Genomic DNA, 20509 nt, shown 5'->3' with positions numbered 1-20509 from the left:
TTTATATATTTGTTGAAATCTAAACTACCAAATATATGAAACGTCTTTTCCTATTACAGATTCTTATAAAGGTTCTCCTCATTGTTAACTTCATGTTCGTTATTTTATTTGCTCCCTTCATCATCGCATTAAAAATAATGGGTAAAATTCCGTTTAAAATAGACGACGAGCCTCTTGTAGAACTTAATGTATGGTTTATATTTATGATACTTTTATTTTACACTGGGTGCTGTTTTTTCACCTATGCCATTTACCTCTTTAGAAAAACACTTTTATTAATCTCGGAAAAAATTATATTTGACGACAGAGTTGTTAAAATATTAAACAATACCGGAAGATATTTGCTTGCAGCAGCCGCACTATGGATAATACCCAGCTTGGTAGCTGAGGCATACGCCGATGGTCCGAAAATAGGTTTAGCCTTTAATGGCTTTAATACCGGGATGCTGGTTGTAAGTATTAGCGTATTTTTCATGGTACTTAGCGAAATTATGCGGATTGCCATAACCATTAAAGCAGAAAACGACCTTACTTTATAAATCAAAATTATTTAAACATGAAACGCTTACCAATACTCCAGACATTTATAAACATCCTGTTTATCGCCTCAATAATAGTGGTCTTCCTTGGGCTCCCATTTATAATTACCGTAGCATTTATGCCCGGCAGGATACCTTTTAAAATAAACAATGAACCTGTTACTGATATTAATACAGAGGTTATAATCCTTATGCTGTTGTTTTATACAGGCCATTGCTTTTTTACCTATGCTATATACCTGTTTAAGAAGACATTATTCCTGTTCTCTAAAAAAGTAATATTTGATGACAGGGTTATAAAGTTTTTAGATCAAACAGGTAAGGCTTTCCTTGTAGCGGCAGTACTGTGGCTTCTTCCTCCATTTGTTTTTAAAACCATTTCGCAGGGCCACGTAAAAATAGGGTTAGGTGTAGACGGTTTTGGTTCAGGATTATTTACCATAAGCCTCGCACTGTTTTTTATGGTACTTAGCGAAGTATTTCTTATGGCGAAAACCATTAAAGAAGAGAATGATTTAACCGTATAATCATGCCTATAATAATAAACCTTGATGTTATGCTGGCCAAACGCAAAATGCGCAGTAACGAACTGGCCGACCGTATAGGCATGACCACGGCTAACCTCTCTATACTTAAAACAGGCAAAGCCAAGGCGATACGCTTTAGTACCCTTGAGGCTATTTGCGAGATTTTGAATTGCCAGCCCGGCGATATTATGGAGTTTGTAGAAGATAATAAGTTATAATTTATCGTGTAATGTAAGTTGCAATGGCCTTTTACACGTTGCTGCAGTCTTATCATAAAGTGATTATCAATGTAGCTTAAAATTGTGGTAAGATATTTGTAAGTCTTTTCGACATAATAATACCCTTATGAAAATAATACAACTGATATTACTTCTACTGTTCACGGCTCATGGAATTAAAGCACAGGTAAAATTGTCATTACAGAACAAAACAGGAGAAAATTTATATGATGTTAAACTCTGGAATAGGGAAATAGGGACGATTGAAAAAGATTCGATTAAAATTGTAACCCTTGAAAATATTACTACGCGTGACGGATCACCTAACCTTAATCTTTCTTTAGTTTATAAAAACTACCCCCTTAAAAACAATCAGCCCGGAGCGAGGTGTGGTAATTCTTTAGCAAAAACAGTATATAATGGAGATTATATTTTCGATATTAAAATACTTTCATATAAGCCTGGGCTTTATAAGCTTGAAACACCCCGTCATTGGAACATGTCTGTTAACAATATTCCAAAAAGGCACTAAACATCAGATAAAGAAATAATACTTACCGCAATCCTCTCTTATTTACCTTAGCAGCAGGCAAACCCCAGCTTTGGGTTTCTACAAATGGTGTAATCCATATTTTGTTTTGAGAATCGGTGGCGTCTAAGAGTTCTACCCTTGTGCGCGATGCAATGTACAAAGCCATATCATAAGCCGGCTTTAACTCCGGTTTGGTATAAATTGTAAAATGCTGGTTAATTCCATACCACACATTTACGTTAAATACGTGGCCATCATCTTCACCCGGTAATGTAACTGCCTGCTTAAAAACCGACACATAATCTATATCCGGCAATTGCTGCCACTTACCAAAACGAACAAAGCCCACTTTATATTCTTTTTTATAACGCCGCCCAGCCATATCAAAATATATACTGGTTATAACAGAGAACCGCAAGCCAAAAACCAGCATAAATACCGCGCAGTTAAAAGAGCTCACAAAAGCTCTGAATCCCTGCTTGCCGGGATAGGTATATAATCCAAATATCATCAGCCCTACAAACATAAACATCAGCGCATAGCACAATGCTGCCAATACACTTTGCCAGCGCGGGCGATTACGTTCACTAATTATAATGTCGTTAGTAGTGTTTATCATGATTTGTCATTATGGTTGCACATCATCATTTCTATATGATAACTCTATCCACTCTTTATTATTATGATCTGTAGCATTTAGCAAGTCGCATTTAAGATAACCAGCGAGCTTTGTTGCTACCTACATAGCTGACTCAGCATTATACTGACTACACAATTTTATATGTTTGTTTCCATACCATGCATTTACATCATATATATAAGAATAATCTATATTACCGGCATTGTCGCTATCGCTTTGCAATTGGCAAAATGCACAAACATAATCAATTTCAGGTAAGGTTTTTTTTGGCAAAGCAATGCTAAAAAACATAAAAATATACTCTGTATGCATTGTTATGCATTTTAAACCTTTAGTAATTACCAGCATTTTTTTAGGTAAAAAGGCAATCGCAAATACTAATCCGGGGCCAATGGCTTTAATCGCCATTACATAATCAGACGAGCCTATCCAATATACTTTATTGCAAAAAAGCACAATTATAATTATAGATATTAATGCTACAACGAGACCGGCAATGCCTAAAGTGTATTGGGCCTGAGATGGTTTATATTGCTGAAAGTACATTTTCATGCCATTAAAGATAAAAACTTTACCTATAAAAAAAGTCCCCATGCTAAGATAAGTATGGGGACTTTTAGTGTATAGATGAATTTCTAATCAACCAAAATAATAATTTTATTGTCGTTAAGCTCCAGTGTGCCGCTTGATATAGGCAAAAGGAACTTTTGGTCCTTGTCAGATTTTGTAAAACGCTCGCTAAAAGCTGCATTTGCCTTAAAATCAGGAACCGCTATCTTAATGCTTCCCTGCGCCAGTATTGCAACAATATTAGCGTGGTGGTTAAGCATCTGGAATTCGCCATCTACACCCGGCACCGTAACAGATGTTACATTGCCTTTAAACAAATGGCCTTCCGGCGATACTATTTCTAATGATAACATATCTTTTAGTTTTAAGCTAACAGTTAACGGTTAACGGTTTAGCAACTGTAAACTGTTAACCGTAAACTGTAAACTGTTTTTATACTTCAGCAAGCATTTTTTGTCCGGCCTCGATCACGTCTTCAATGGTACCTTTAAGGTTAAAGGCAGCTTCAGGAAGGTGGTCAAGTTCACCGTCTATAATCATGTTAAAGCCTTTTATAGTGTCTTTAATATCTACAAGAACGCCTGGTATACCTGTAAACTGCTCTGCCACGTGGAATGGCTGAGAAAGGAAACGCTGCACACGGCGTGCACGGCTTACCGATAGTTTATCGTCGTCACTTAGCTCTTCAAGACCTAAGATAGCAATGATATCCTGTAGTTGTTTGTATTTTTGCAGAATTTCTTTTACCCTTTGTGCACAGTTGTAGTGCTCATCGCCAAGAATTAGCGGGGTAAGTATCCTTGAGGTTGACTCTAACGGGTCTACCGCAGGGTAAATACCAAGCTCAGCAATTTTACGTGATAATGATGTTGTAGCATCAAGGTGGGCAAAAGTTGTAGCCGGAGCCGGGTCGGTTAAGTCATCCGCAGGTACGTAAACCGCCTGAACCGATGTAATGGATCCTCTTTTTGTAGAAGTAATACGCTCCTGCATAGCACCCATCTCTGTAGCAAGTGTAGGCTGGTAACCTACCGCTGCAGGCATACGGCCTAACAGACCAGATACCTCAGATCCTGCCTGTGTAAAACGGAAAATGTTATCTACAAAGAAAAGTACGTCTTTACCTTGTGCTTCACCTGCTCCGTCACGGAAATATTCGGCAATGGTAAGTCCCGAAAGTGCAACACGTGCACGTGCTCCTGGCGGCTCATTCATCTGTCCGAATACGAACGTAGCTTTAGATTGCCTCATACCGGCTTTGTCTACTTTCGCAAGGTCCCATCCGCCTTCTTCCATAGAGTGCATAAACTCGTCACCATATTTAATGATGCCTGATTCAAGCATTTCACGAAGAAGGTCATTTCCTTCACGTGTTCTTTCACCTACTCCTGCGAATACCGAAAGACCACCGTGACCTTTTGCTATATTGTTGATCAACTCCTGGATCAATACGGTTTTACCAACACCGGCACCACCAAATAATCCAATCTTACCACCTTTTGCATAAGGCTCAATAAGGTCGATTACTTTAATACCTGTGTATAAAACCTCTGACGAAGTTGAAAGGTCTTCAAATTTTGGAGCCGAACGGTGAATAGGTAAACCATCCACGCCTGCTTTAGGCAGGTTGCCAAGGCCATCAATAGCGTCGCCTATTACATTAAACAAACGGCCATAAATGTCGCTACCTATAGGCATCTGGATAGGAGCGCCTGTAGCGGCAACATCTGTACCCCTGCTCAAACCATCGGTAGAGTCCATTGCTATAGTACGAACGGTGTTCTCGCCTACGTGCGATTGTACCTCAAGTACCAGTATTGAACCATCTTTTTTAATGATCTCTAATGAATCGTAAATTTTTGGAAGCTCAGCATTTTGGGTGTCAAACACCACGTCTACCACTGGTCCGATAATCTGTGCAACTTTTCCTATTACTTTAGACATTGCTTATGTATTTATTAAACAGCTATTTATCGACTAAGAAAAAACCTCTTTTTTCCGAGTGCAAAGATAGTTTTTTAAATGTGAATTACGCAATACCCAAATTACGTTTTTTTCAATAAAAAGGAGGTTTCTCACAAAAACGGATAGGGAATGCTATTAAGTTAGGGTTTGTTTTGTTGATAGTGGGGATAGCTTAAATATTATAAGCTATTAATAAGGCTGGTTGTAAATTTTATTTTTGTATATGTATACAAACAAATATACACCAAAAAACATTTGAAATAGTAATATGCCGTTAATAGGTTCCCAAACTGAAAAGAACTCTCTTACCCTATTCGAAAACACTAACTGTAAAGAATACACAGCAACTAAAAAAATATTTGTAAACGCCGAAAAAACGTAGAGAAAATTACTTAAAGCACTCGCCTTAAATTTACTAAAACTTAAAAAAAGCGAAATTAAGGCAAGAAATAAAACAAATAGGGCACTAAATAAATAATCAATATACAGGGTTAAGCCAGCCATGAAAGAACGGTCTGAATAATAATCAAAAAATACGTATACACACCAAAGTGTAATTATAAAAAATGTTGTTGAAAGGTGTTTGTAAAATTTCATATTCTTCAAGAGCTTATATGCTACAAAAAAGTCAAGCCAATTCGTTTATTAAGATTAACTTCAAAAAATCCTGATTAATGTAGATAGCTGTATATTTCCTTTACCGTTCTCAATTTTTGAAATGTAACTTTTCTACGTTCCCGTTTTTTCGGCTAACTGCTCCTGTGTAAGGTTAACATCTTTACGAGCTTCTTTAAGCATCTCACTTATAATAAACATTTGCGAATGTTCCTCATATACATTTCCGCTTTCGGTGTCAATTTTTCCATGCTATAAATCAATAAGCTCGTCAAATGATTGTATGTTGTTGTAGTTTTTCATGATAGTATTATCTGGTTTTGTATCCCAGCTCTACTAATTTATTTTTAATTTCTTTATCGACTTTAGACTTAGTCGTATAGAATCCGACATAACTCAAACTTGTAGGTAAATTCTGGTTTATAAATGAATTAAAATTAACATCCGTCTTAGAAATAATAATTTGCTTCAATACCTTTAAATTATTAATACCATTTATGTAATTAAGTTTTTTACAATTTAATATTTTTAAGGACTCTAAAAAGGGAAATTCTATATCAAATTTAATGCTTTCTAATTGAATATTATCTTCAATAAGGAAGTTCTTTAAGTTTTTGAAATTTGAAATGCAACTTAGGTCGTTAAAACCTCTCACCCAAACAATTTCGAGATTTTCAATTTTATTTTCATCAATTTCATTAATATTATTTCTGCTCCCTAAAATTAATTTTAAAGTTTTGAGGTTAATTAGTTTATTGACAAATGATATTGAAACTCTCTTAACTGAATTCAATGAAAGAAACTCCAAACCTACAATTTCTCCAACCGCATCAATATTTTTAGTATGTCCACAAATTATCAAAAGCTTTAAATTTTTATAATCTCTTAAGTAATCAAGATTCAAAGCTTTAGTTTTAGTATCGGTCAATATCAACTCTTTAAGTTTTTTAAGATTACTTAGATTTAATATTTCAGTCTCTTTAAGTTCAAACACCCCCAACGAAAGTTTTTTTAAATATTGTAATTCTGAGATTACTAAGATATTATGTGCATTTATCATACAGTCCACGGATAGGTATTTTACATGAGGAATTTTTAATAATGTTTTGAAATCAAATGAACCTGAATAATTTCCATAAAATCTAACACCAAAATTACTGTCATACTTATCACATAATTTATCTAATTGGGAAAGTATGGCATCAGAAAATGTCAAGTCGGAAAATTGCACTATGACGTCCTTACCATCTCTCAATTCACTATCTATATATTCAAAATTTATCTCTTTAGGATTATTTATCCTATTTTGCCTATAATTAATCATCTAATAAGTCATTCAATTATTAATATTAAATAGTGCAAAAACTAAACATTGAACAATGTACTATCAAGTTTATTTTTAACCATTCCTAATAAAACTTACCCCTTCGGATAAAAACACATCTCTAACATCTTAAAAAGTTCAGGGTGTTTGCTTTCCAACAAATCGGGGCGTTCAAAAAAGTATTCCGATACTACCGCAAAAAACTCTGCCTGGTTGGTACCGCCATATTCCCTGATATCCGATTTATCATCATTTATCTCTTCCATGGTTTTGTGCATTAAATTTACCCACGGTATAACGTAGTTTTGCCCCAGCAGCCTTTCGGGGATACCATCGGTAACGCCGTCCATTTTATCAATCAAATGCACAAACTCATGTATACCGGTATTACTTTTATCGGTAGTATTGGTAAAACCATGATACAATGCCCTTTTGCTCAGTATCATTTGCTTTTCAAACCTGCCGGTACCCACCAGCCCGCCTATATTGCGCATTTTGTCGCTATCGGCAAATTGCAGGTCTTCGTCAAAATAATCCGGGTACAGCAACACACCGCTCAGGTTACTATAATGCCATTCTTTAAAGCCAAAAACCGGTATTACGGCACTGCTGGCAACAAGTAGCTTATCAAGATCGGTCAATTCCATTTGCACACCCTCTATATATACTTCGCTTAAAAACTGCATAATGCGCTGCCTGAATTCAGGCTGGCGCTCCGCAGGTAGCTCACGATAAAAATGCACATTCTCCTCCAGCAGGCTTTGCCACTGCGCCGGAAAACCCGTAACCGTCTTGCTCTTTGGCTTTTTATACAAAAAGAATCCGGCGGCAACAGCTACCACCAAAAAAATAACAAAAACCATAATTTTTTATTTGTTGTAAAGATAGATAAGAATAGATTAAGCAGAAATTACACATCCCTCAAAAAGTTATTATAATATACAATTTGGTGGCCTTAGCTATTCCTTGCTACGGTGTAACAATAAATCATTTTCAACCCAATGATATCTGAATCCAAAAGAATCCCATAAAGTTTTTACCGCTTTGTAATGATCAGGGTTATCACTTAAAAATATAAAATATTCAGAATAAGGTATATCCCGGCGCAGTTGTCTAATAGCATCTTCAATGCCGGGATATTGTTCATTAAGACTTTCAAGCATAAACTGGGCATCCAGTAAATTTACGTATCTGCGTCGTTGTATTCCTGCAATAATTTCAGGTATTAATGGTTTTACAAATATAGAATCAGGCTCATCACTATAGCCGTACGCTTCTTTCATTTCACCTTCAAATGTGTCTCTTAAAATATCGCCCGTACCCGAAAGCTTGTACTCTCCGGTATTCTTATAGAAAACTAATGGACCTACACTTACACGGACAGCACGGTCGTCATCTTCATCATATAATTTGTGTTTGTAACTTACAAAAAAGTAGCTTTTACTCTCTTTTTCTTCTGTTGCAATATATTCGCCTTTAAATATATCTTCTATAATCTTTTCTGCGTGTTCCCTATTATAATCATGCATTTAACAAAAGCTTTTCTCAAATATACAAAAAAGCCGCTAAGAAATTATTCTCAGCGGCTTGCATGCTCTATTATAAACAGGTTACTCTACCGTAACCGATTTTGCTAAATTTCTTGGCTGGTCTACGTTACAGTTACGCATTACCGCAATATGGTAGCTTAATAACTGAAGTGGTATGGTAGCCAGTAATGGTGATAAGGCATCACTCGTTTCCGGAATTTCTATAACGTGGTCGGCAAGGGCTTTTACCTGGGTATCGCCTTTTGTAACCACGGCAATTATCTTTCCGCTACGGGCTTTTATCTCCTGTATGTTACTTACAATTTTGTCGTAATGCTCCTGTTTAGGTGCAATAACTACAACCGGCATACGCTCATCTATAAGCGCTATAGGGCCGTGCTTCATTTCTGCAGCAGGGTAGCCTTCGGCATGTATGTACGATATTTCTTTTAGTTTAAGTGCGCCTTCCAGTGCCACAGGGTAATTATACCCACGGCCCAGGTAAATACAGTTAGGCGCATCTTTATAAATAGCGGCAATAGCCTGCACATTATCGTTAGATTTTAAAGCCTCTGCCACAAGATCCGGAACTAATTCCAGTTCCTGAAGGTAACGGTAATAATCTGCCCTTGCCATCGTGCCTTTAGCACGCGCTATGCGCAGTGCCATAAGGGTAAGCAGGGTAATTTGTGTAGTAAATGCTTTTGTAGATGCCACCCCAATTTCAGGGCCGGCATGGGTGTAAGCACCACTATGTGTTTCGCGGGATATTGATGACCCTACTACATTACACACACCAAATACAAATGCACCACTCTCTTTAGCCAGTTTAATGGCAGCAAGGGTATCGGCAGTTTCACCCGACTGAGATATGGCAATAACCACGTCGTTAGGGCGAATTACCGGATTACGGTACCTAAATTCTGATGCATATTCTACTTCTACAGGTATACGGGCAAACTCTTCAAAAATATATTCGGCCACAAGGCCGGCATGCCATGAAGTACCACAGGCAATGATAAGAATCCTGTCGGCATTCATAAATTTTTGCAGGTTATCTTCTACACCCGATATTTTTACAATACCCTCGGCAACGCGAAGCCTTCCTCTAAAAGTATCTTTAATAGCATTGGGCTGCTCATAGATCTCTTTAAGCATAAAGTGGTCAAAACCGCCTTTTTCTATCTGTTCAAGATTCATTTGCAGTTCCTGTACATATGGGTCTACTAACGAGTCGTCTTTTATTTTACGTATGGCAAGTGGCTTGTCCAGGCTTATAATAGCCATCTCCTCATCATCAAGATACACGGCATTAGCAGTATATTCTATAAACGGAGAAGCGTCTGACGAGATAAAGAATTCATCTTCGCCCACACCTATGGCAAGGGGGCTACCCAAACGGGCTGCCACAATTTCATCGGGGTTTTGTTTATCAAAAACCACAATGGCATAAGCACCCACCACCTGGTTAAGGGCAATTTGTACCGCTTTGCCCAGTTTTATATGCTCCTGTTTTTTTATTTCTTCAATAAGGTTAACAAGCACCTCTGTATCTGTATCGCTCTTAAAAGTATAGCCCCTTTTTATAAGCTCTTTTTTAAGCGGGTCGTAATTCTCTATTATACCGTTATGTACAATAACCAGGTTGCCCGAGTTACTGTAATGCGGGTGCGAGTTTACATCGTTAGGCACACCATGTGTAGCCCAGCGAGTGTGGCCAATACCTATAGTACCGGTAGTGTCAAGTTCCTTTTCGGCCTTAGCCTCAAGGTCGCTCACTTTACCTTTAGTCTTGCAAAGCTTAAGTTCTCCCTGGTCATACAGTACCACACCGGCACTGTCATAACCACGGTATTCCAGCCTTTTAAGTCCTTTTATAATCACGGGATAAGCCTCTCTGTGGCCTATATAACCTACAATTCCGCACATACTCTATATTTATTCAGGTTTCGTGTAAAAAATCTCAAGCTTTAAACGCTTGTCATAATCAGGGTCGCCTGCAGGTATGTTATTACCATACAGTACAGTTCCAAACTCATGCATTACAGATGCTGTAGGCAGTGTACTTACCCTTACAAAAGGCTGCACCGGAAGCACTGCGCCCATCCACGGCTCATTTTCAAAGGGGTTCTTTAAAGCCGCACTTGTAATAGTGTTTATATCTTCGGTAACCACTAAGCCCAGCTTAACGTTTGTAGAATCTTTATTAATAAGGTTGTTAATATGGTCTGTAATCCTTATTTTATATTGTGTACCCCTACCGCTGGAGCGTTCCAGCAATCCGCCGTGTACATATTTAGAGTATTTAGTGTTAGACGTTACCGTAGTACCATCTGTATAATAATCATACAGAGGCCTCTTATTATTTACATCATACAAAAATATACGTATAGGCTCTTCAACCCGGGCATTATTAGCCGCATAAATATCCTGGACGGGCTGCATTTTAACCTGGTCTACATAAAACACAAGGTTAGCCTCGTTAACAAGAACGCGCTCTCCTGTGGCGGCAATGTTCCTTAAAGAGTCTATCGTAGAATTTTTAATGTCTAACAAAGCCATAGATCCCTCGCCACCTTTTACATAAAGCCTGTTATCTCCCAGTACAGCATCGCTGGTTGCAATTGCCGATGTGAAATCACTTCTGTAGTCGTTAGTAAAAAAGTTTATTCTATTACCGGTGAGGTTTAATGTAAGCGTTTTTTTAACCTGAGTCCTGCTGGTAGTTGTAATAACACTATCCCTGTACTTCATGGTAATTACACCCTTTGTAAAATCAGGTGTTCCCATAACGCCTTCGCCATTTTGCTCTACATCAAAATAGATACCCCTAAAATAATTAGTAAATACAGAGTTGTTAAGCAGGTTACCGGTACCACCCGCAGCAAATATGAGCGTCTCAAAAGTCGATTTTTTAAGAGGAAAATACATCCCTGGGGCAAGAGTTTCTCTGCCGCCTATTTCAGTTGCACCCTCAGTTTCCGGTGTGTATCTAAATTCGCGTTTTACCACACCTGCACTGTACCTAAATTGCTGCACCTGGCCGCCTTCAAGTATACTTTCGCCTGGAGAGCCTACAATTGCATCCCTGTCATCAGAATAATATTTTTGCCCGGCTGTACCACCGGATGATGCATCGCTATCCCTTAAATAAAAATTATTTCTTTTAATATCAAGCTTAAAATAATTAAGGGTATCGCCATACACACCGCTAAGCGTATATTTTGCAGTTGAATTAGTTGTAGCAGATGCCGTTAAAGTACTCGTGTATGGAATGTATATATACACAGAGTCTAAAACCGGCGAAACAAACGTAGGGTTTAAGTTTGCCGAGGCAAGCTGTACCTGCGTTACATAACTTGCAGTAGTCTTACCAAACACAGGGTTATTATAAACACCAAGGGTATTTACAGTAAGGTTATTACTCTGCACAGCACCTGTTGCCTTATCATAAGCAACTATAGGAGCTTCTAATCGTATAAGGCTGTTATGTATATCGCCATCTACCACATTAGCGCCTATCTCTGTAAAATCGGTATCGCACGACACAAAAAAGACTATGGTTAAAGCAAGAAAAAATCTCTTAACGAGGTAAATAGTATTCATACAATTTTTTTGAAGGTTTTACTATAAAACCTGATTTCTATAGAAATTAGTATACACCGATGCAAAATTATCTTTAGATGTAAATGGCAGGAACGGTTTTCCCGATGCTTCGATAAAGCTTACAAGCTCATCTGATAAATTTTCTGATGCTATAATAACCGCGTCAGAGTGTGCTATGGTAGCCTTCATGATGTTTGTATAATCAGGTACGGCAAGCATGCTCACATCTGCTTCGGGCACATTATCAAACAATACTTTTTTAAGCATGTTCTCATCAAGCGTACCATCAAAAGACTGGTTGTATACAGATGTTACTATTTTAGTGTCGGCAAAAAGTGCTTCATCTTTATAGTAATGCTTCATATAAACAGGCAACATAGCGGCAAGCCAGCCATGTACGTGTATAATATCGGGCACCCAGTTAAGTTTTTTAACGGTCTCCACTACCCCTTTTGCAAAAAAGATAGCCCTCTCGTCGTTATCCGGGTACAGCACACCATCCTCATCGCTAAATGTGGCTTTCCTTTTAAAATATTCGTCGTTGTCTATAAAATATACCTGTATGCGCTCTTTTGGTATAGAGGCTACTTTAATAATAAGCGGCATATCCATATCATTTACCACAAGGTTCATACCTGAAAGCCTAATTACCTCATGCAGCTGGTGTCTTCTTTCGTTGATGTTGCCGTAACGCGGCATAAATATCCTGATCTGACCGCCCTGGTCGTTAATCATTTTTGGCACATCATACGACATTAAAGACACTTCATTCTCAGCCAAATAGGGCACAACTTCAGATGATACGTACAATATCCTCTTATCCTCCATCTTCAATACTTAGTTTTATTTGGTTCTAAAAACATGCAAAATTAAACATTTTTGGTCAGTTTATAACTATATATTAAATTTGCCCCTATATTAATACTGCGCAAATGCTCATTTTCAATAAAAAAGCCCTCCTTCAGGACCATCTTGCCACTGCAATTGCAGCCGGAACTTCTATAGGGTTTGTACCCACTATGGGTGCGCTGCACAGCGGCCATCTGTCTCTTATGCAGCAATCCGTAAACCAAAACAAAATAACTGTAGTAAGCATCTTTGTAAACCCCACACAGTTTAACAACCCGGACGACCTTAAAAAATATCCGCGCACGCTGGAGGCCGATGCTGCCAAAATAAAAACGCTAAGCGATGATATTATTGTGTTTGCACCAGAGGTTGATGAGATGTACGACGGTAACACCACCTCGCAACACTATAATTTTGACGGGCTGGAAAACCAGATGGAAGGCGCACACCGCCCCGGCCATTTTGATGGCGTGGGCACTATTGTAAAAAAACTGTTTGATATTGTTACCCCCACCAATGCTTACTTTGGCGAAAAAGACTTTCAGCAATTACAGATTGTGAAAAAACTGGTGGTAAAGAACAACATGCCCATTAATATTGTGGGCTGCGCCATAAGCCGTGAGCCTAACGGCCTTGCCATGAGTTCGCGCAACGAACGCCTTACCGCTGCCGAAAAAGAAGATGCCGCCTTTATATACCAAACGTTGCAGGAAGCTAAAAATAAGTTTGCAGAAAGCTCTATAACTACCGTTAAAGATTATGTGGCACACGCTTTTGCCGCACACCCCGAATACAAAACCGACTATTTTGAAATAGCGCCCGAAGATACTTTAGAACCCGCAACAGTAAAGGAAAACACAAAATACAGGGCTTTTATTGCAGTTTTTTTAGGCAATGTTAGGTTAATAGACAATATTTCATTAAATTGATTACCTTTGCGCCATGCAAATTCAAGTTGTAAAATCCAAGATTCACCGCGTTACGGTGACCGGAGCCGATTTAAACTATATAGGCAGCATCACGATAGATGAAGCACTGATGGAAGCTGCCAATATGATTGAGGGAGAAAAAGTATCTATCGTTAACATTAATAATGGCGAGCGTTTAGAAACTTATATTATAAAAGGAAACAGGAACAGCGGAGACATTACCCTTAATGGCCCTGCGGCACGCAAAGTACAGCGCGGCGATATTATTATAATTATATCTTACGGCATCCTTGATTTTGAGGAAGCTAAGACTTTTAAACCTGCTATTGTTTTTCCTAACGAAGCAGATAACTCGCTAACATAAGTTTTGAAAAAAAAAATAATCCGTATTTTAAGCATAGTACTCCCACTTATACTGGGAGTATTTTTAGTTATATATGCCTATAACCAGCTTAGCTCTAAAGAACTTGAAGAAATAAAGCGAAGCTTTAAAACTGCCGATTATCTTTATGTGGGCCTTGCTTTATTTGTAGGTGTAACGGGTTATATTGCACGCGCCTACCGCTGGAAGTATACACTGGCACACATGGGTTACACTGCCCCTTTCCCTTTAAAGTTCTCGGCAGTATGCATAACCTATCTAATGAATATTACCATACCACGCAGTGGCGAGGTAAGCCGTGCACTGGTTTTAAAACGCTACAGCGATGTACCTTTTGATAAGGCTTTTGGTACTATAATATCAGAAAGGGTTATAGACCTTTTCCTGCTAATTATTTGCCTTGGCGGCACTATAGCATTACAATACAGCGCACTAAAAGAATATGTAAGCACTAATGTGCCCTACGAAAAACTATTGTTTTATGCTATAATTGCTCTTATACTTTTTACAGCCTCTGTACTTTTTTACATGTATTCGCGCATGGCGTGGCTGCTAAAACTCAAAATAAAAATTGCCGGGCTTGTAGAGGGCGTTTTAAGCGTGTTTAAAATGCCTAATAAATGGCCGTTCCTTATTCTGTCGGTATACATCTGGTCTACTTATATACTAATGTTTTATATTACCATTTTTGCCCTGCCGGAGACTTCGCACCTTAGCTTTAATGTTGTTATGCTCGCTTTTGTAGTGGGCAGCCTTGCCATAACTTTTAGCAATGGAGGCTTTGGGCTATTTCCTATTGCTGTGGCAAAACTGTTAGAGGTATACGGCCTGCCCTATGCTGCAGGTACCGCTTTTGGCTGGATAATATGGGCTTCGCAAACCGGACTTGTAATTATTTTGGGCGGTTTCTCTTTTTTACTGCTCCCATTGCTTTACAGAAAGAAATAATTAGTATCTTGCCTGTTGATTTTATCCCCTTAAAATTGTAACGCCATGAGATACATTACTTTACTATTGCTGTTTATTACAGCAAGCCCTTTGCTTGCCCAGAAAAAGACTGAAGAGGTTTTCTCTGAAAAACTAAATGCGAAAAGATCTATTACCGTAACATTACCCCCTCTTTACGAACAAAATAAAGACAAAAAATACCCTCTTATACTGGTGCTTGACGGTGAGTATTTAACCGGCCCTTTTGAAGGTACCCTTGCTTACACAACTTACTGGGACGAACTGCCGGAAGCTATTATTGTGGGGGTTGCCCAAAATTATGGCAACCAGCGCGAAGACGACTCACGCGTTAGCGAGGAAACCGGATTGCCGGAAACTACCGGAGATAAGTTTTTCCAGTTTATAGGCGAAGAGCTTGTACCGCACCTTGAAAAAACCTACCGCATTTCGCCTTATAAAGTAATTGCCGGGCATGACGTTACTGCAACTATGGCAAGCTTTTTCCTTTACAGGGAAAAATCGCCTTTTACTGGTTTTATAGCATTTAGCCCCGTTATGGCTACCGATATGGAAACCCGCCTGCCCGAAATGCTGGCATCGAGCACTAAACCGGTATTCTTTTATTTATGTACTGCCGAGGGAGACTCGCCTAAACTGCGCAAAGCAATAAAATCTTTAGACGAAAAAATTAAAGCTGTAAGCAACCCAAATGTAAAATACCTGTTTGAAGATTTTATTACAGGCTCGCACTACTCTCTTGTACCTTATGGTGCACCGGGTGCATTGTATAATATTTTTGCATCGTACAGACCTATTTCGCCTATTGAATATAAAGATAAAATAGAAACCCTAAAATCGGGCTATGTAGATTATCTTAAAAACAAGTATGACATTATAGAAAAAGACCTTGGTGTAAAAATGGTAATTCGCCTTGCCGATTTTAAAGCTATAGAGGCTGCCATACGCAAAAATGGCATGTATGACGAGCTTAGGGACCTTGCTGCACTGGCTAAGAAAAATTACCCTAAAAAAACCATTGGCGAGTACTATGATGGTATGTATTATGAAATGACCGGCGACCTTAAAAGGGCTAAAAAATCGTATATGAACGGTTACGGGTTATCGCCCATAGGTGAGTACACTAAAGATTTTATGATACAAAAGGGCGAGAGCATTAACCAATAATTATTGACACTACCATAAAATATCCGGGGCATTACCTGCTAATATCTTTTTTGATATGCTGTTGTGCAGGTAATGCCCAAAAAGTGAACAGCCTTGAAACCCTCAAATATATTGATACGGCGTTCCTTAAAAGCGAGCAGGAATATCTTGCTAATGTAAAGGCGGTTACACTTGCAGACAGTATATTAAACTCAGACCTTAAAGATATATTAGATCTGGTTAAGCCTGAACTTGCGTTGGTATTCCATGACACCATTGGTTCTGATATTGGGCATCAAATAATTTACGACAGTAATTTTGGAGACTTAAACATACGCTACGATTCGGCTTTTAAAATTATAAAGCCTTTTGATTACGCTATAATTCCATGCTATGTTTATAAAGATGGCCGTAGCTGCACATTTATTAGTGAAAACGAAGCCATATTCATTGCTAAAAAAGCTTTTAAGCATAAAAAAGGTGTGGACTTAACAGCCTCTCTTATCTTTGACTATAAGCGCAAAAAGTATCAATATGATATTTTTAATAAACTTAACCCAAAAGAAAATAAAGCAGAAGTTGTCATTGTTGATTCTGAAACCGGCAAAATTATCTCGCAAAAGGTTCGTGAATACGAAACACATCAAAATGGCGTAGGTACCGAATTTGTTGATAAGATGGATTGAAATGTCAATTCCGGCTCACAAATTAACAGATCAACAAAACTCCCGGGTTACCAAATAACAACAAAAAAAGCTATCTTTGATTTTTACCTAAAAATAGTAAATGGCCAAAATTAAAACTGTTTTTTATTGCCAAAACTGTGGTGCCCAGTATGCCAAATGGCAGGGACAATGCAACTCCTGCAAGCAATGGAATACCATAGTGGAAGAACTTGTACAAAAAGAAGAGAAGCCGTCGTGGAAACCGGCATCATCTGAAAATAAAAAAATACCCAAACCCCTTCGCATTGCTGAGATCGATTCTACAAACGAAATTCGGCTCGACACCGGCGACGGAGAACTTAACCGCGTTCTGGGCGGAGGGCTTGTGCCGGGGTCGCTTACCCTTTTGGGCGGAGAACCCGGTATAGGCAAGAGTACGCTGCTGTTGCAAATATCGCTTAAGCTGCCCTACCGCACCCTTTATGTAAGCGGCGAGGAAAGCCAGAAGCAGATAAAAATGCGTGCCGAAAGGATTACGCCTTCGGCAGATAATTGTTATATCCTTACCGAGACTAAAACCCAAAATATATTCAGGCAAATAGAAGCTATAGACCCCGAAGTGGTTATTATAGACTCTATACAAACCCTGCATACCGATTATATTGAGAGTACCGCAGGAAGCATATCGCAAATACGCGAAACTACTGCAGAACTGATAAAGTTTGCTAAAGAAAGCAATGTGCCCGTTATACTTATAGGCCACATTACTAAGGATGGCAGCATTGCAGGACCCAAAATACTGGAGCACATGGTAGATACCGTACTGCAGTTTGAGGGCGACCGCAACCATGTGTACCGCATACTGCGCTCGCTTAAAAACCGTTTTGGCAGCACTGCCGAACTGGGAATTTATGAAATGCTGGGCACCGGGCTGCGCGAAGTGGCAAACCCCAGCGAAATACTAATATCGCATAAAGAAGAAGAGCTAAGCGGCACTGCCATAGCCACCACTATGGAGGGCATGCGCCCCATAATGATAGAGGTACAGGCACTTGTAAGCAGTGCAGTATACGGCACACCACAGCGCAGCACCACAGGCTATAATGCAAAGCGCCTTAACATGGTACTTGCCGTGTTAGAAAAAAGGGCGGGTTTTCGCCTGGGTGCAAAAGATGTTTTTCTTAACATTACCGGTGGCATAAATGTAGATGACCCTGCTATAGACCTTGCTGTTGTAGCCGCCATATTATCATCTAACGAAGACATCCCGGTTAATAAAGAGTATTGTTTTGCGGGCGAAATTGGGCTATCCGGAGAGATACGACCTATAAATCGTGTAGAACAACGCATACTGGAAGCCGAAAAGTTAGGATTTTCTGCTATTTTTGTATCTAAGTACAACAAGATTTCATTAAAGAACACGATGATAGATATTAAACTGGTGGCAAAAATTGAAGATGTTGCAGGCCACCTGTTTGGTTAAACTTATATATGCGTAAAAAAATAAATTTCAAAAAAATAGCCCTCTGGGTAATCTCGGTATTCGCTGTAGTTTTTATTATAGCGGGCATATCGTTCTTTGCCTTTAGGGATAAAGCCCTGCAAAAGGCCGTTGCAAAGGTTACCGATAAAATGAGCCGCGACTACAACTCATCGTTCAGTGTTAAGGAAGCTAAATTTAACGGGCTCTCCGGCATAGAGATGAAGGGCGTTACCATAATACCTAAAGATGCCGATACGCTATTACAGGTTAAAGAAATAAGCACCAGCGTAAACCTGTCGCGCCTGCTTATGGGCGATGTACAATTAGGAACCCTTAAAATGAGGGACGGTTTTGTACAACTGGTAAAAAATAACGAGGGGTGGAATTTTAAATCGTTTCTTCACAGCAAAAAAGACAAAGAAGATAACGACGACGATGCCCGCCGCAGCTATGCAGAACGTGCCTACCGCCTGCTCACTAAAGTGCTTAATCTTGTGCCTACAGATATGGCACTGGATAACCTTAACTTTCGCGTAGACGATATGGGTAGAAAACTAAGCATGAACCTTAGCAAAATGACCCTTGCAGATAACCAGCTTGAAAGTAACATTCATGTTGTTGAAGATACTATAATACAAAACTGGAAGGTAAAGGGTTTTGCCGACCCGCGTAACCGCAAAGCCGACCTTAAATTTTTTAATACCGATACATCACGCATTGCCGTACCTTACATTAGTGAGCGTTACGGACTTAAATCGGGGTTTGACTCGATACATGTAAACCTCGAAAAAATAGAAATGGAGAGCGGCGAACTGCATGTAGATGGATATGCATCTATACGCAACTTTATGGTTAACCACCCTAAAATTGCCCTTAAAGATGTAGTTATAGACAATGCCCGTTTTGATTACCGCGTGCTTTTTGGCGACAGATATATAGCGTTAGACAGTACCTCTACCGTACAGCTTAATAAATTAAAAGTAAAACCTTTTGCAAAATACAGCGTAGAGGCCGATACTACATACCAGATAAAGGCACACATACCTACAATGCCTGCGCAGGATTTTATAACCTCGCTGCCTAAAGGCCTATTTACCAATTTTGAAGGTATGGAAGCCGAAGGCAATTTTAGTTATAACCTGGATTTTTTAATGAACAAGAACAAGCCTAATGCTCTTGTGTTTGACAGCAGCCTTAAAAAAGATAATTTAAAGATTACAAAATATGGCGCCGCCGACCTTGCCAAGCTAAACGGCAGCTTTGTATACAGAGCTATAGATCATGGCCGAGCACAGCGCCCGGTACTTGTGGGCAGTGGTAATGCCAACTACACCCCAATAAGCCAGATATCACCTTACCTGCGCAAGGCTGTACTTACCAGCGAAGACCCGTCGTTCTTTTCGCACCGTGGCTTTATTACAGAGGCTTTTAGGCAGTCCTTAATAAAAAATATTAAGACTAAAAAATTCTCACGGGGCGGCAGTACTATAAGTATGCAGCTGGTTAAAAATGTATTTCTTACCCGCGAAAAAACCCTTTCGCGCAAGATGGAAGAGATACTGCTTGTATATATATTAGAGAACAATCACATAGCAGGCAAAGAGCGCATGCTGGAGGTTTATTTTAATGTAATAGAATGGGGACCGGATGTATATGGCATAGGCGAGGCTTCACGCTACTATTTTGATAAAAGTCCTGCCTCCCTAACCCTCGATGAATGTGTGTTCCTGGCAAGTATTATACCAAGCCCTAAAACATTTATGTACCGCTTTACCGGCGAGGGCGACCTGAAAAGCTATGCACTTAAGCACGACAATTATATTAAAAACATCATGCTTAGGCGTGGCTTAATTTCTGCCGAAGATACTATTGCCCAAAAAGGCCATGTTAATGTTATAGGCCGTGCCCGTGGCAGGCTTCGCCTTAATAAAGAAAACATTTTTGCTAACGACTCTTTAGATATTGATGAAATTTTCTTTAACCTCAGCAAACAGGCTTTTTAAAAGAAACTGATATAAACAAGA

At 39.0% G+C, this 20509-nt stretch carries 21 protein-coding genes and 1 pseudogene; 11 read left to right on the top strand and 11 right to left on the bottom strand.

Translation table 11 applies throughout. From position 1 onward, the window contains the following. The first annotated feature begins 92 nt into the window (after window positions 1-92). From F565_RS0109785 to F565_RS0109770, 4 genes are all read left to right on the top strand, one after another. A complete protein-coding gene (locus F565_RS0109785) occupies window positions 93-539 on the top strand; it encodes a DUF2975 domain-containing protein (RefSeq protein ID WP_244874857.1) in 447 nt (148 codons plus the stop codon). A 17-nt stretch (window positions 540-556) separates the two neighbouring features. Next, window positions 557-1066 carry a DUF2975 domain-containing protein gene (locus F565_RS0109780; protein WP_020213042.1) on the top strand — a complete coding sequence of 170 codons (510 nt, stop codon included), beginning with the start codon at window positions 557-559 and terminating at the stop codon, window positions 1064-1066. A gap of 2 nt (window positions 1067-1068) precedes the next feature. Next, entirely contained in the window at window positions 1069-1284 is a 216-nt protein-coding gene (locus F565_RS0109775) for a helix-turn-helix domain-containing protein (RefSeq protein WP_020213041.1), read from the top strand. A gap of 127 nt (window positions 1285-1411) precedes the next feature. Next, on the top strand, window positions 1412-1816 hold the full coding sequence (locus tag F565_RS0109770) for a hypothetical protein (RefSeq protein ID WP_020213040.1): 405 nt from the start codon (window positions 1412-1414) through the stop codon (window positions 1814-1816). A 22-nt stretch (window positions 1817-1838) separates the two neighbouring features. Here F565_RS0109770 and F565_RS0109765 read toward each other — a convergent pair whose 3' ends face one another. The 11 genes and pseudogenes from F565_RS0109765 to F565_RS0109710 all read right to left on the bottom strand — a co-directional run bounded on the left by F565_RS0109765 (window position 1839) and on the right by F565_RS0109710 (window position 12893). Then, window positions 1839-2435, bottom strand: coding sequence for a hypothetical protein (locus tag F565_RS0109765; protein ID WP_020213039.1), 597 nt, complete (start codon window positions 2433-2435; stop codon window positions 1839-1841). Window positions 2436-2555: 120 nt separating this feature from the next. After that, window positions 2556-3008 carry a hypothetical protein gene (locus tag F565_RS0109760; RefSeq protein WP_154652582.1) on the bottom strand — a complete coding sequence of 151 codons (453 nt, stop codon included), beginning with the start codon at window positions 3006-3008 and terminating at the stop codon, window positions 2556-2558. Window positions 3009-3091: 83 nt separating this feature from the next. After that, window positions 3092-3379: a F0F1 ATP synthase subunit delta/epsilon gene (locus F565_RS0109755; RefSeq protein WP_020213037.1), complete on the bottom strand. Its 288-nt coding sequence runs from the start codon at window positions 3377-3379 to the stop codon at window positions 3092-3094. A 79-nt stretch (window positions 3380-3458) separates the two neighbouring features. Beyond that, a complete protein-coding gene (atpD, locus tag F565_RS0109750; RefSeq protein ID WP_020213036.1) occupies window positions 3459-4970 on the bottom strand; it encodes a F0F1 ATP synthase subunit beta in 1512 nt (503 codons plus the stop codon). 678 nt (window positions 4971-5648) lie between these two features. Next, window positions 5649-5714 (bottom strand): annotated as a pseudogene (locus F565_RS23395) (hypothetical protein); the annotation flags it as partial. A gap of 202 nt (window positions 5715-5916) precedes the next feature. Continuing rightward, entirely contained in the window at window positions 5917-6930 is a 1014-nt protein-coding gene (locus tag F565_RS0109735; protein ID WP_020213034.1) for a hypothetical protein, read from the bottom strand. Between the two features lie 95 nt (window positions 6931-7025). Beyond that, the gene (locus F565_RS0109730; protein ID WP_020213033.1) at window positions 7026-7793 is read right to left on the bottom strand and encodes a M90 family metallopeptidase; all 768 of its coding nucleotides are present in this window, start codon (window positions 7791-7793) and stop codon (window positions 7026-7028) included. Between the two features lie 96 nt (window positions 7794-7889). Then, complete coding sequence (locus tag F565_RS0109725; RefSeq protein ID WP_020213032.1) at window positions 7890-8459, bottom strand: hypothetical protein; 570 nt, start codon at window positions 8457-8459, stop codon at window positions 7890-7892. Between the two features lie 81 nt (window positions 8460-8540). Beyond that, window positions 8541-10388, bottom strand: coding sequence for a glutamine--fructose-6-phosphate transaminase (isomerizing) (glmS, locus tag F565_RS0109720; protein WP_020213031.1), 1848 nt, complete (start codon window positions 10386-10388; stop codon window positions 8541-8543). Window positions 10389-10397: 9 nt separating this feature from the next. Continuing rightward, a complete protein-coding gene (bamH, locus tag F565_RS21435; protein WP_020213030.1) occupies window positions 10398-12065 on the bottom strand; it encodes a BamH family beta-barrel-assembly machinery protein in 1668 nt (555 codons plus the stop codon). Between the two features lie 21 nt (window positions 12066-12086). Then, window positions 12087-12893, bottom strand: coding sequence for a glycogen/starch synthase (locus tag F565_RS0109710; protein ID WP_020213029.1), 807 nt, complete (start codon window positions 12891-12893; stop codon window positions 12087-12089). A 104-nt stretch (window positions 12894-12997) separates the two neighbouring features. On the opposite strand from F565_RS0109710, the gene panC reads away from it, so the two are divergent. From panC to F565_RS0109675, 7 genes are all read left to right on the top strand, one after another. After that, window positions 12998-13843, top strand: a complete 846-nt coding sequence (gene panC, locus F565_RS0109705) for a pantoate--beta-alanine ligase (RefSeq protein ID WP_020213028.1) — start codon at window positions 12998-13000, stop codon at window positions 13841-13843. Window positions 13844-13856: 13 nt separating this feature from the next. Continuing rightward, window positions 13857-14207, top strand: coding sequence for an aspartate 1-decarboxylase (gene panD, locus F565_RS0109700; RefSeq protein ID WP_020213027.1), 351 nt, complete (start codon window positions 13857-13859; stop codon window positions 14205-14207). 3 nt (window positions 14208-14210) lie between these two features. Further along, window positions 14211-15173: a lysylphosphatidylglycerol synthase transmembrane domain-containing protein gene (locus F565_RS0109695; RefSeq protein ID WP_020213026.1), complete on the top strand. Its 963-nt coding sequence runs from the start codon at window positions 14211-14213 to the stop codon at window positions 15171-15173. A gap of 45 nt (window positions 15174-15218) precedes the next feature. Then, window positions 15219-16358, top strand: a complete 1140-nt coding sequence (locus F565_RS0109690; RefSeq protein WP_020213025.1) for an alpha/beta hydrolase — start codon at window positions 15219-15221, stop codon at window positions 16356-16358. 83 nt (window positions 16359-16441) lie between these two features. Then, window positions 16442-17023, top strand: coding sequence for a hypothetical protein (locus F565_RS0109685; protein WP_020213024.1), 582 nt, complete (start codon window positions 16442-16444; stop codon window positions 17021-17023). A 100-nt stretch (window positions 17024-17123) separates the two neighbouring features. Continuing rightward, window positions 17124-18485, top strand: a complete 1362-nt coding sequence (radA, locus tag F565_RS0109680; RefSeq protein ID WP_020213023.1) for a DNA repair protein RadA — start codon at window positions 17124-17126, stop codon at window positions 18483-18485. An 8-nt stretch (window positions 18486-18493) separates the two neighbouring features. Next, entirely contained in the window at window positions 18494-20488 is a 1995-nt protein-coding gene (locus F565_RS0109675) for a biosynthetic peptidoglycan transglycosylase (RefSeq protein ID WP_020213022.1), read from the top strand. Window positions 20489-20509: the final 21 nt, after the last annotated feature.

The organism is Flavobacterium rivuli WB 3.3-2 = DSM 21788, from assembly GCF_000378485.1.
GTDB lineage: Bacteria > Bacteroidota > Bacteroidia > Flavobacteriales > Flavobacteriaceae > Flavobacterium > Flavobacterium rivuli.
Note: the sequence above shows the minus strand (reverse complement) of the source record. Positions and strands in the feature narration are given on the sequence as shown.

Bases quoted from the DNA above. Each gene is read 5' to 3' on its own strand.
- F565_RS0109785 (WP_244874857.1), top strand. From the start codon at position 93: ATGTTCGTTATTTTATTTGCTCCCTTCATCATCGCATTAAAAATAATG.
- F565_RS0109780 (WP_020213042.1), top strand. From the start codon at position 557: ATGAAACGCTTACCAATACTCCAGACATTTATAAACATCCTGTTTATC.
- F565_RS0109775 (WP_020213041.1), top strand. From the start codon at position 1,069: ATGCCTATAATAATAAACCTTGATGTTATGCTGGCCAAACGCAAAATG.
- F565_RS0109770 (WP_020213040.1), top strand. From the start codon at position 1,412: ATGAAAATAATACAACTGATATTACTTCTACTGTTCACGGCTCATGGA.
- F565_RS0109765 (WP_020213039.1), bottom strand. From the start codon at position 2,435: ATGATAAACACTACTAACGACATTATAATTAGTGAACGTAATCGCCCG.
- F565_RS0109760 (WP_154652582.1), bottom strand. From the start codon at position 3,008: ATGAAAATGTACTTTCAGCAATATAAACCATCTCAGGCCCAATACACT.
- F565_RS0109755 (WP_020213037.1), bottom strand. From the start codon at position 3,379: ATGTTATCATTAGAAATAGTATCGCCGGAAGGCCATTTGTTTAAAGGC.
- atpD (WP_020213036.1), bottom strand. From the start codon at position 4,970: ATGTCTAAAGTAATAGGAAAAGTTGCACAGATTATCGGACCAGTGGTA.
- F565_RS0109735 (WP_020213034.1), bottom strand. From the start codon at position 6,930: ATGATTAATTATAGGCAAAATAGGATAAATAATCCTAAAGAGATAAAT.
- F565_RS0109730 (WP_020213033.1), bottom strand. From the start codon at position 7,793: ATGGTTTTTGTTATTTTTTTGGTGGTAGCTGTTGCCGCCGGATTCTTT.
- F565_RS0109725 (WP_020213032.1), bottom strand. From the start codon at position 8,459: ATGCATGATTATAATAGGGAACACGCAGAAAAGATTATAGAAGATATA.
- glmS (WP_020213031.1), bottom strand. From the start codon at position 10,388: ATGTGCGGAATTGTAGGTTATATAGGCCACAGAGAGGCTTATCCCGTG.
- bamH (WP_020213030.1), bottom strand. From the start codon at position 12,065: ATGAATACTATTTACCTCGTTAAGAGATTTTTTCTTGCTTTAACCATA.
- F565_RS0109710 (WP_020213029.1), bottom strand. From the start codon at position 12,893: ATGGAGGATAAGAGGATATTGTACGTATCATCTGAAGTTGTGCCCTAT.
- panC (WP_020213028.1), top strand. From the start codon at position 12,998: ATGCTCATTTTCAATAAAAAAGCCCTCCTTCAGGACCATCTTGCCACT.
- panD (WP_020213027.1), top strand. From the start codon at position 13,857: ATGCAAATTCAAGTTGTAAAATCCAAGATTCACCGCGTTACGGTGACC.
- F565_RS0109690 (WP_020213025.1), top strand. From the start codon at position 15,219: ATGAGATACATTACTTTACTATTGCTGTTTATTACAGCAAGCCCTTTG.
- radA (WP_020213023.1), top strand. From the start codon at position 17,124: ATGGCCAAAATTAAAACTGTTTTTTATTGCCAAAACTGTGGTGCCCAG.
- F565_RS0109675 (WP_020213022.1), top strand. From the start codon at position 18,494: ATGCGTAAAAAAATAAATTTCAAAAAAATAGCCCTCTGGGTAATCTCG.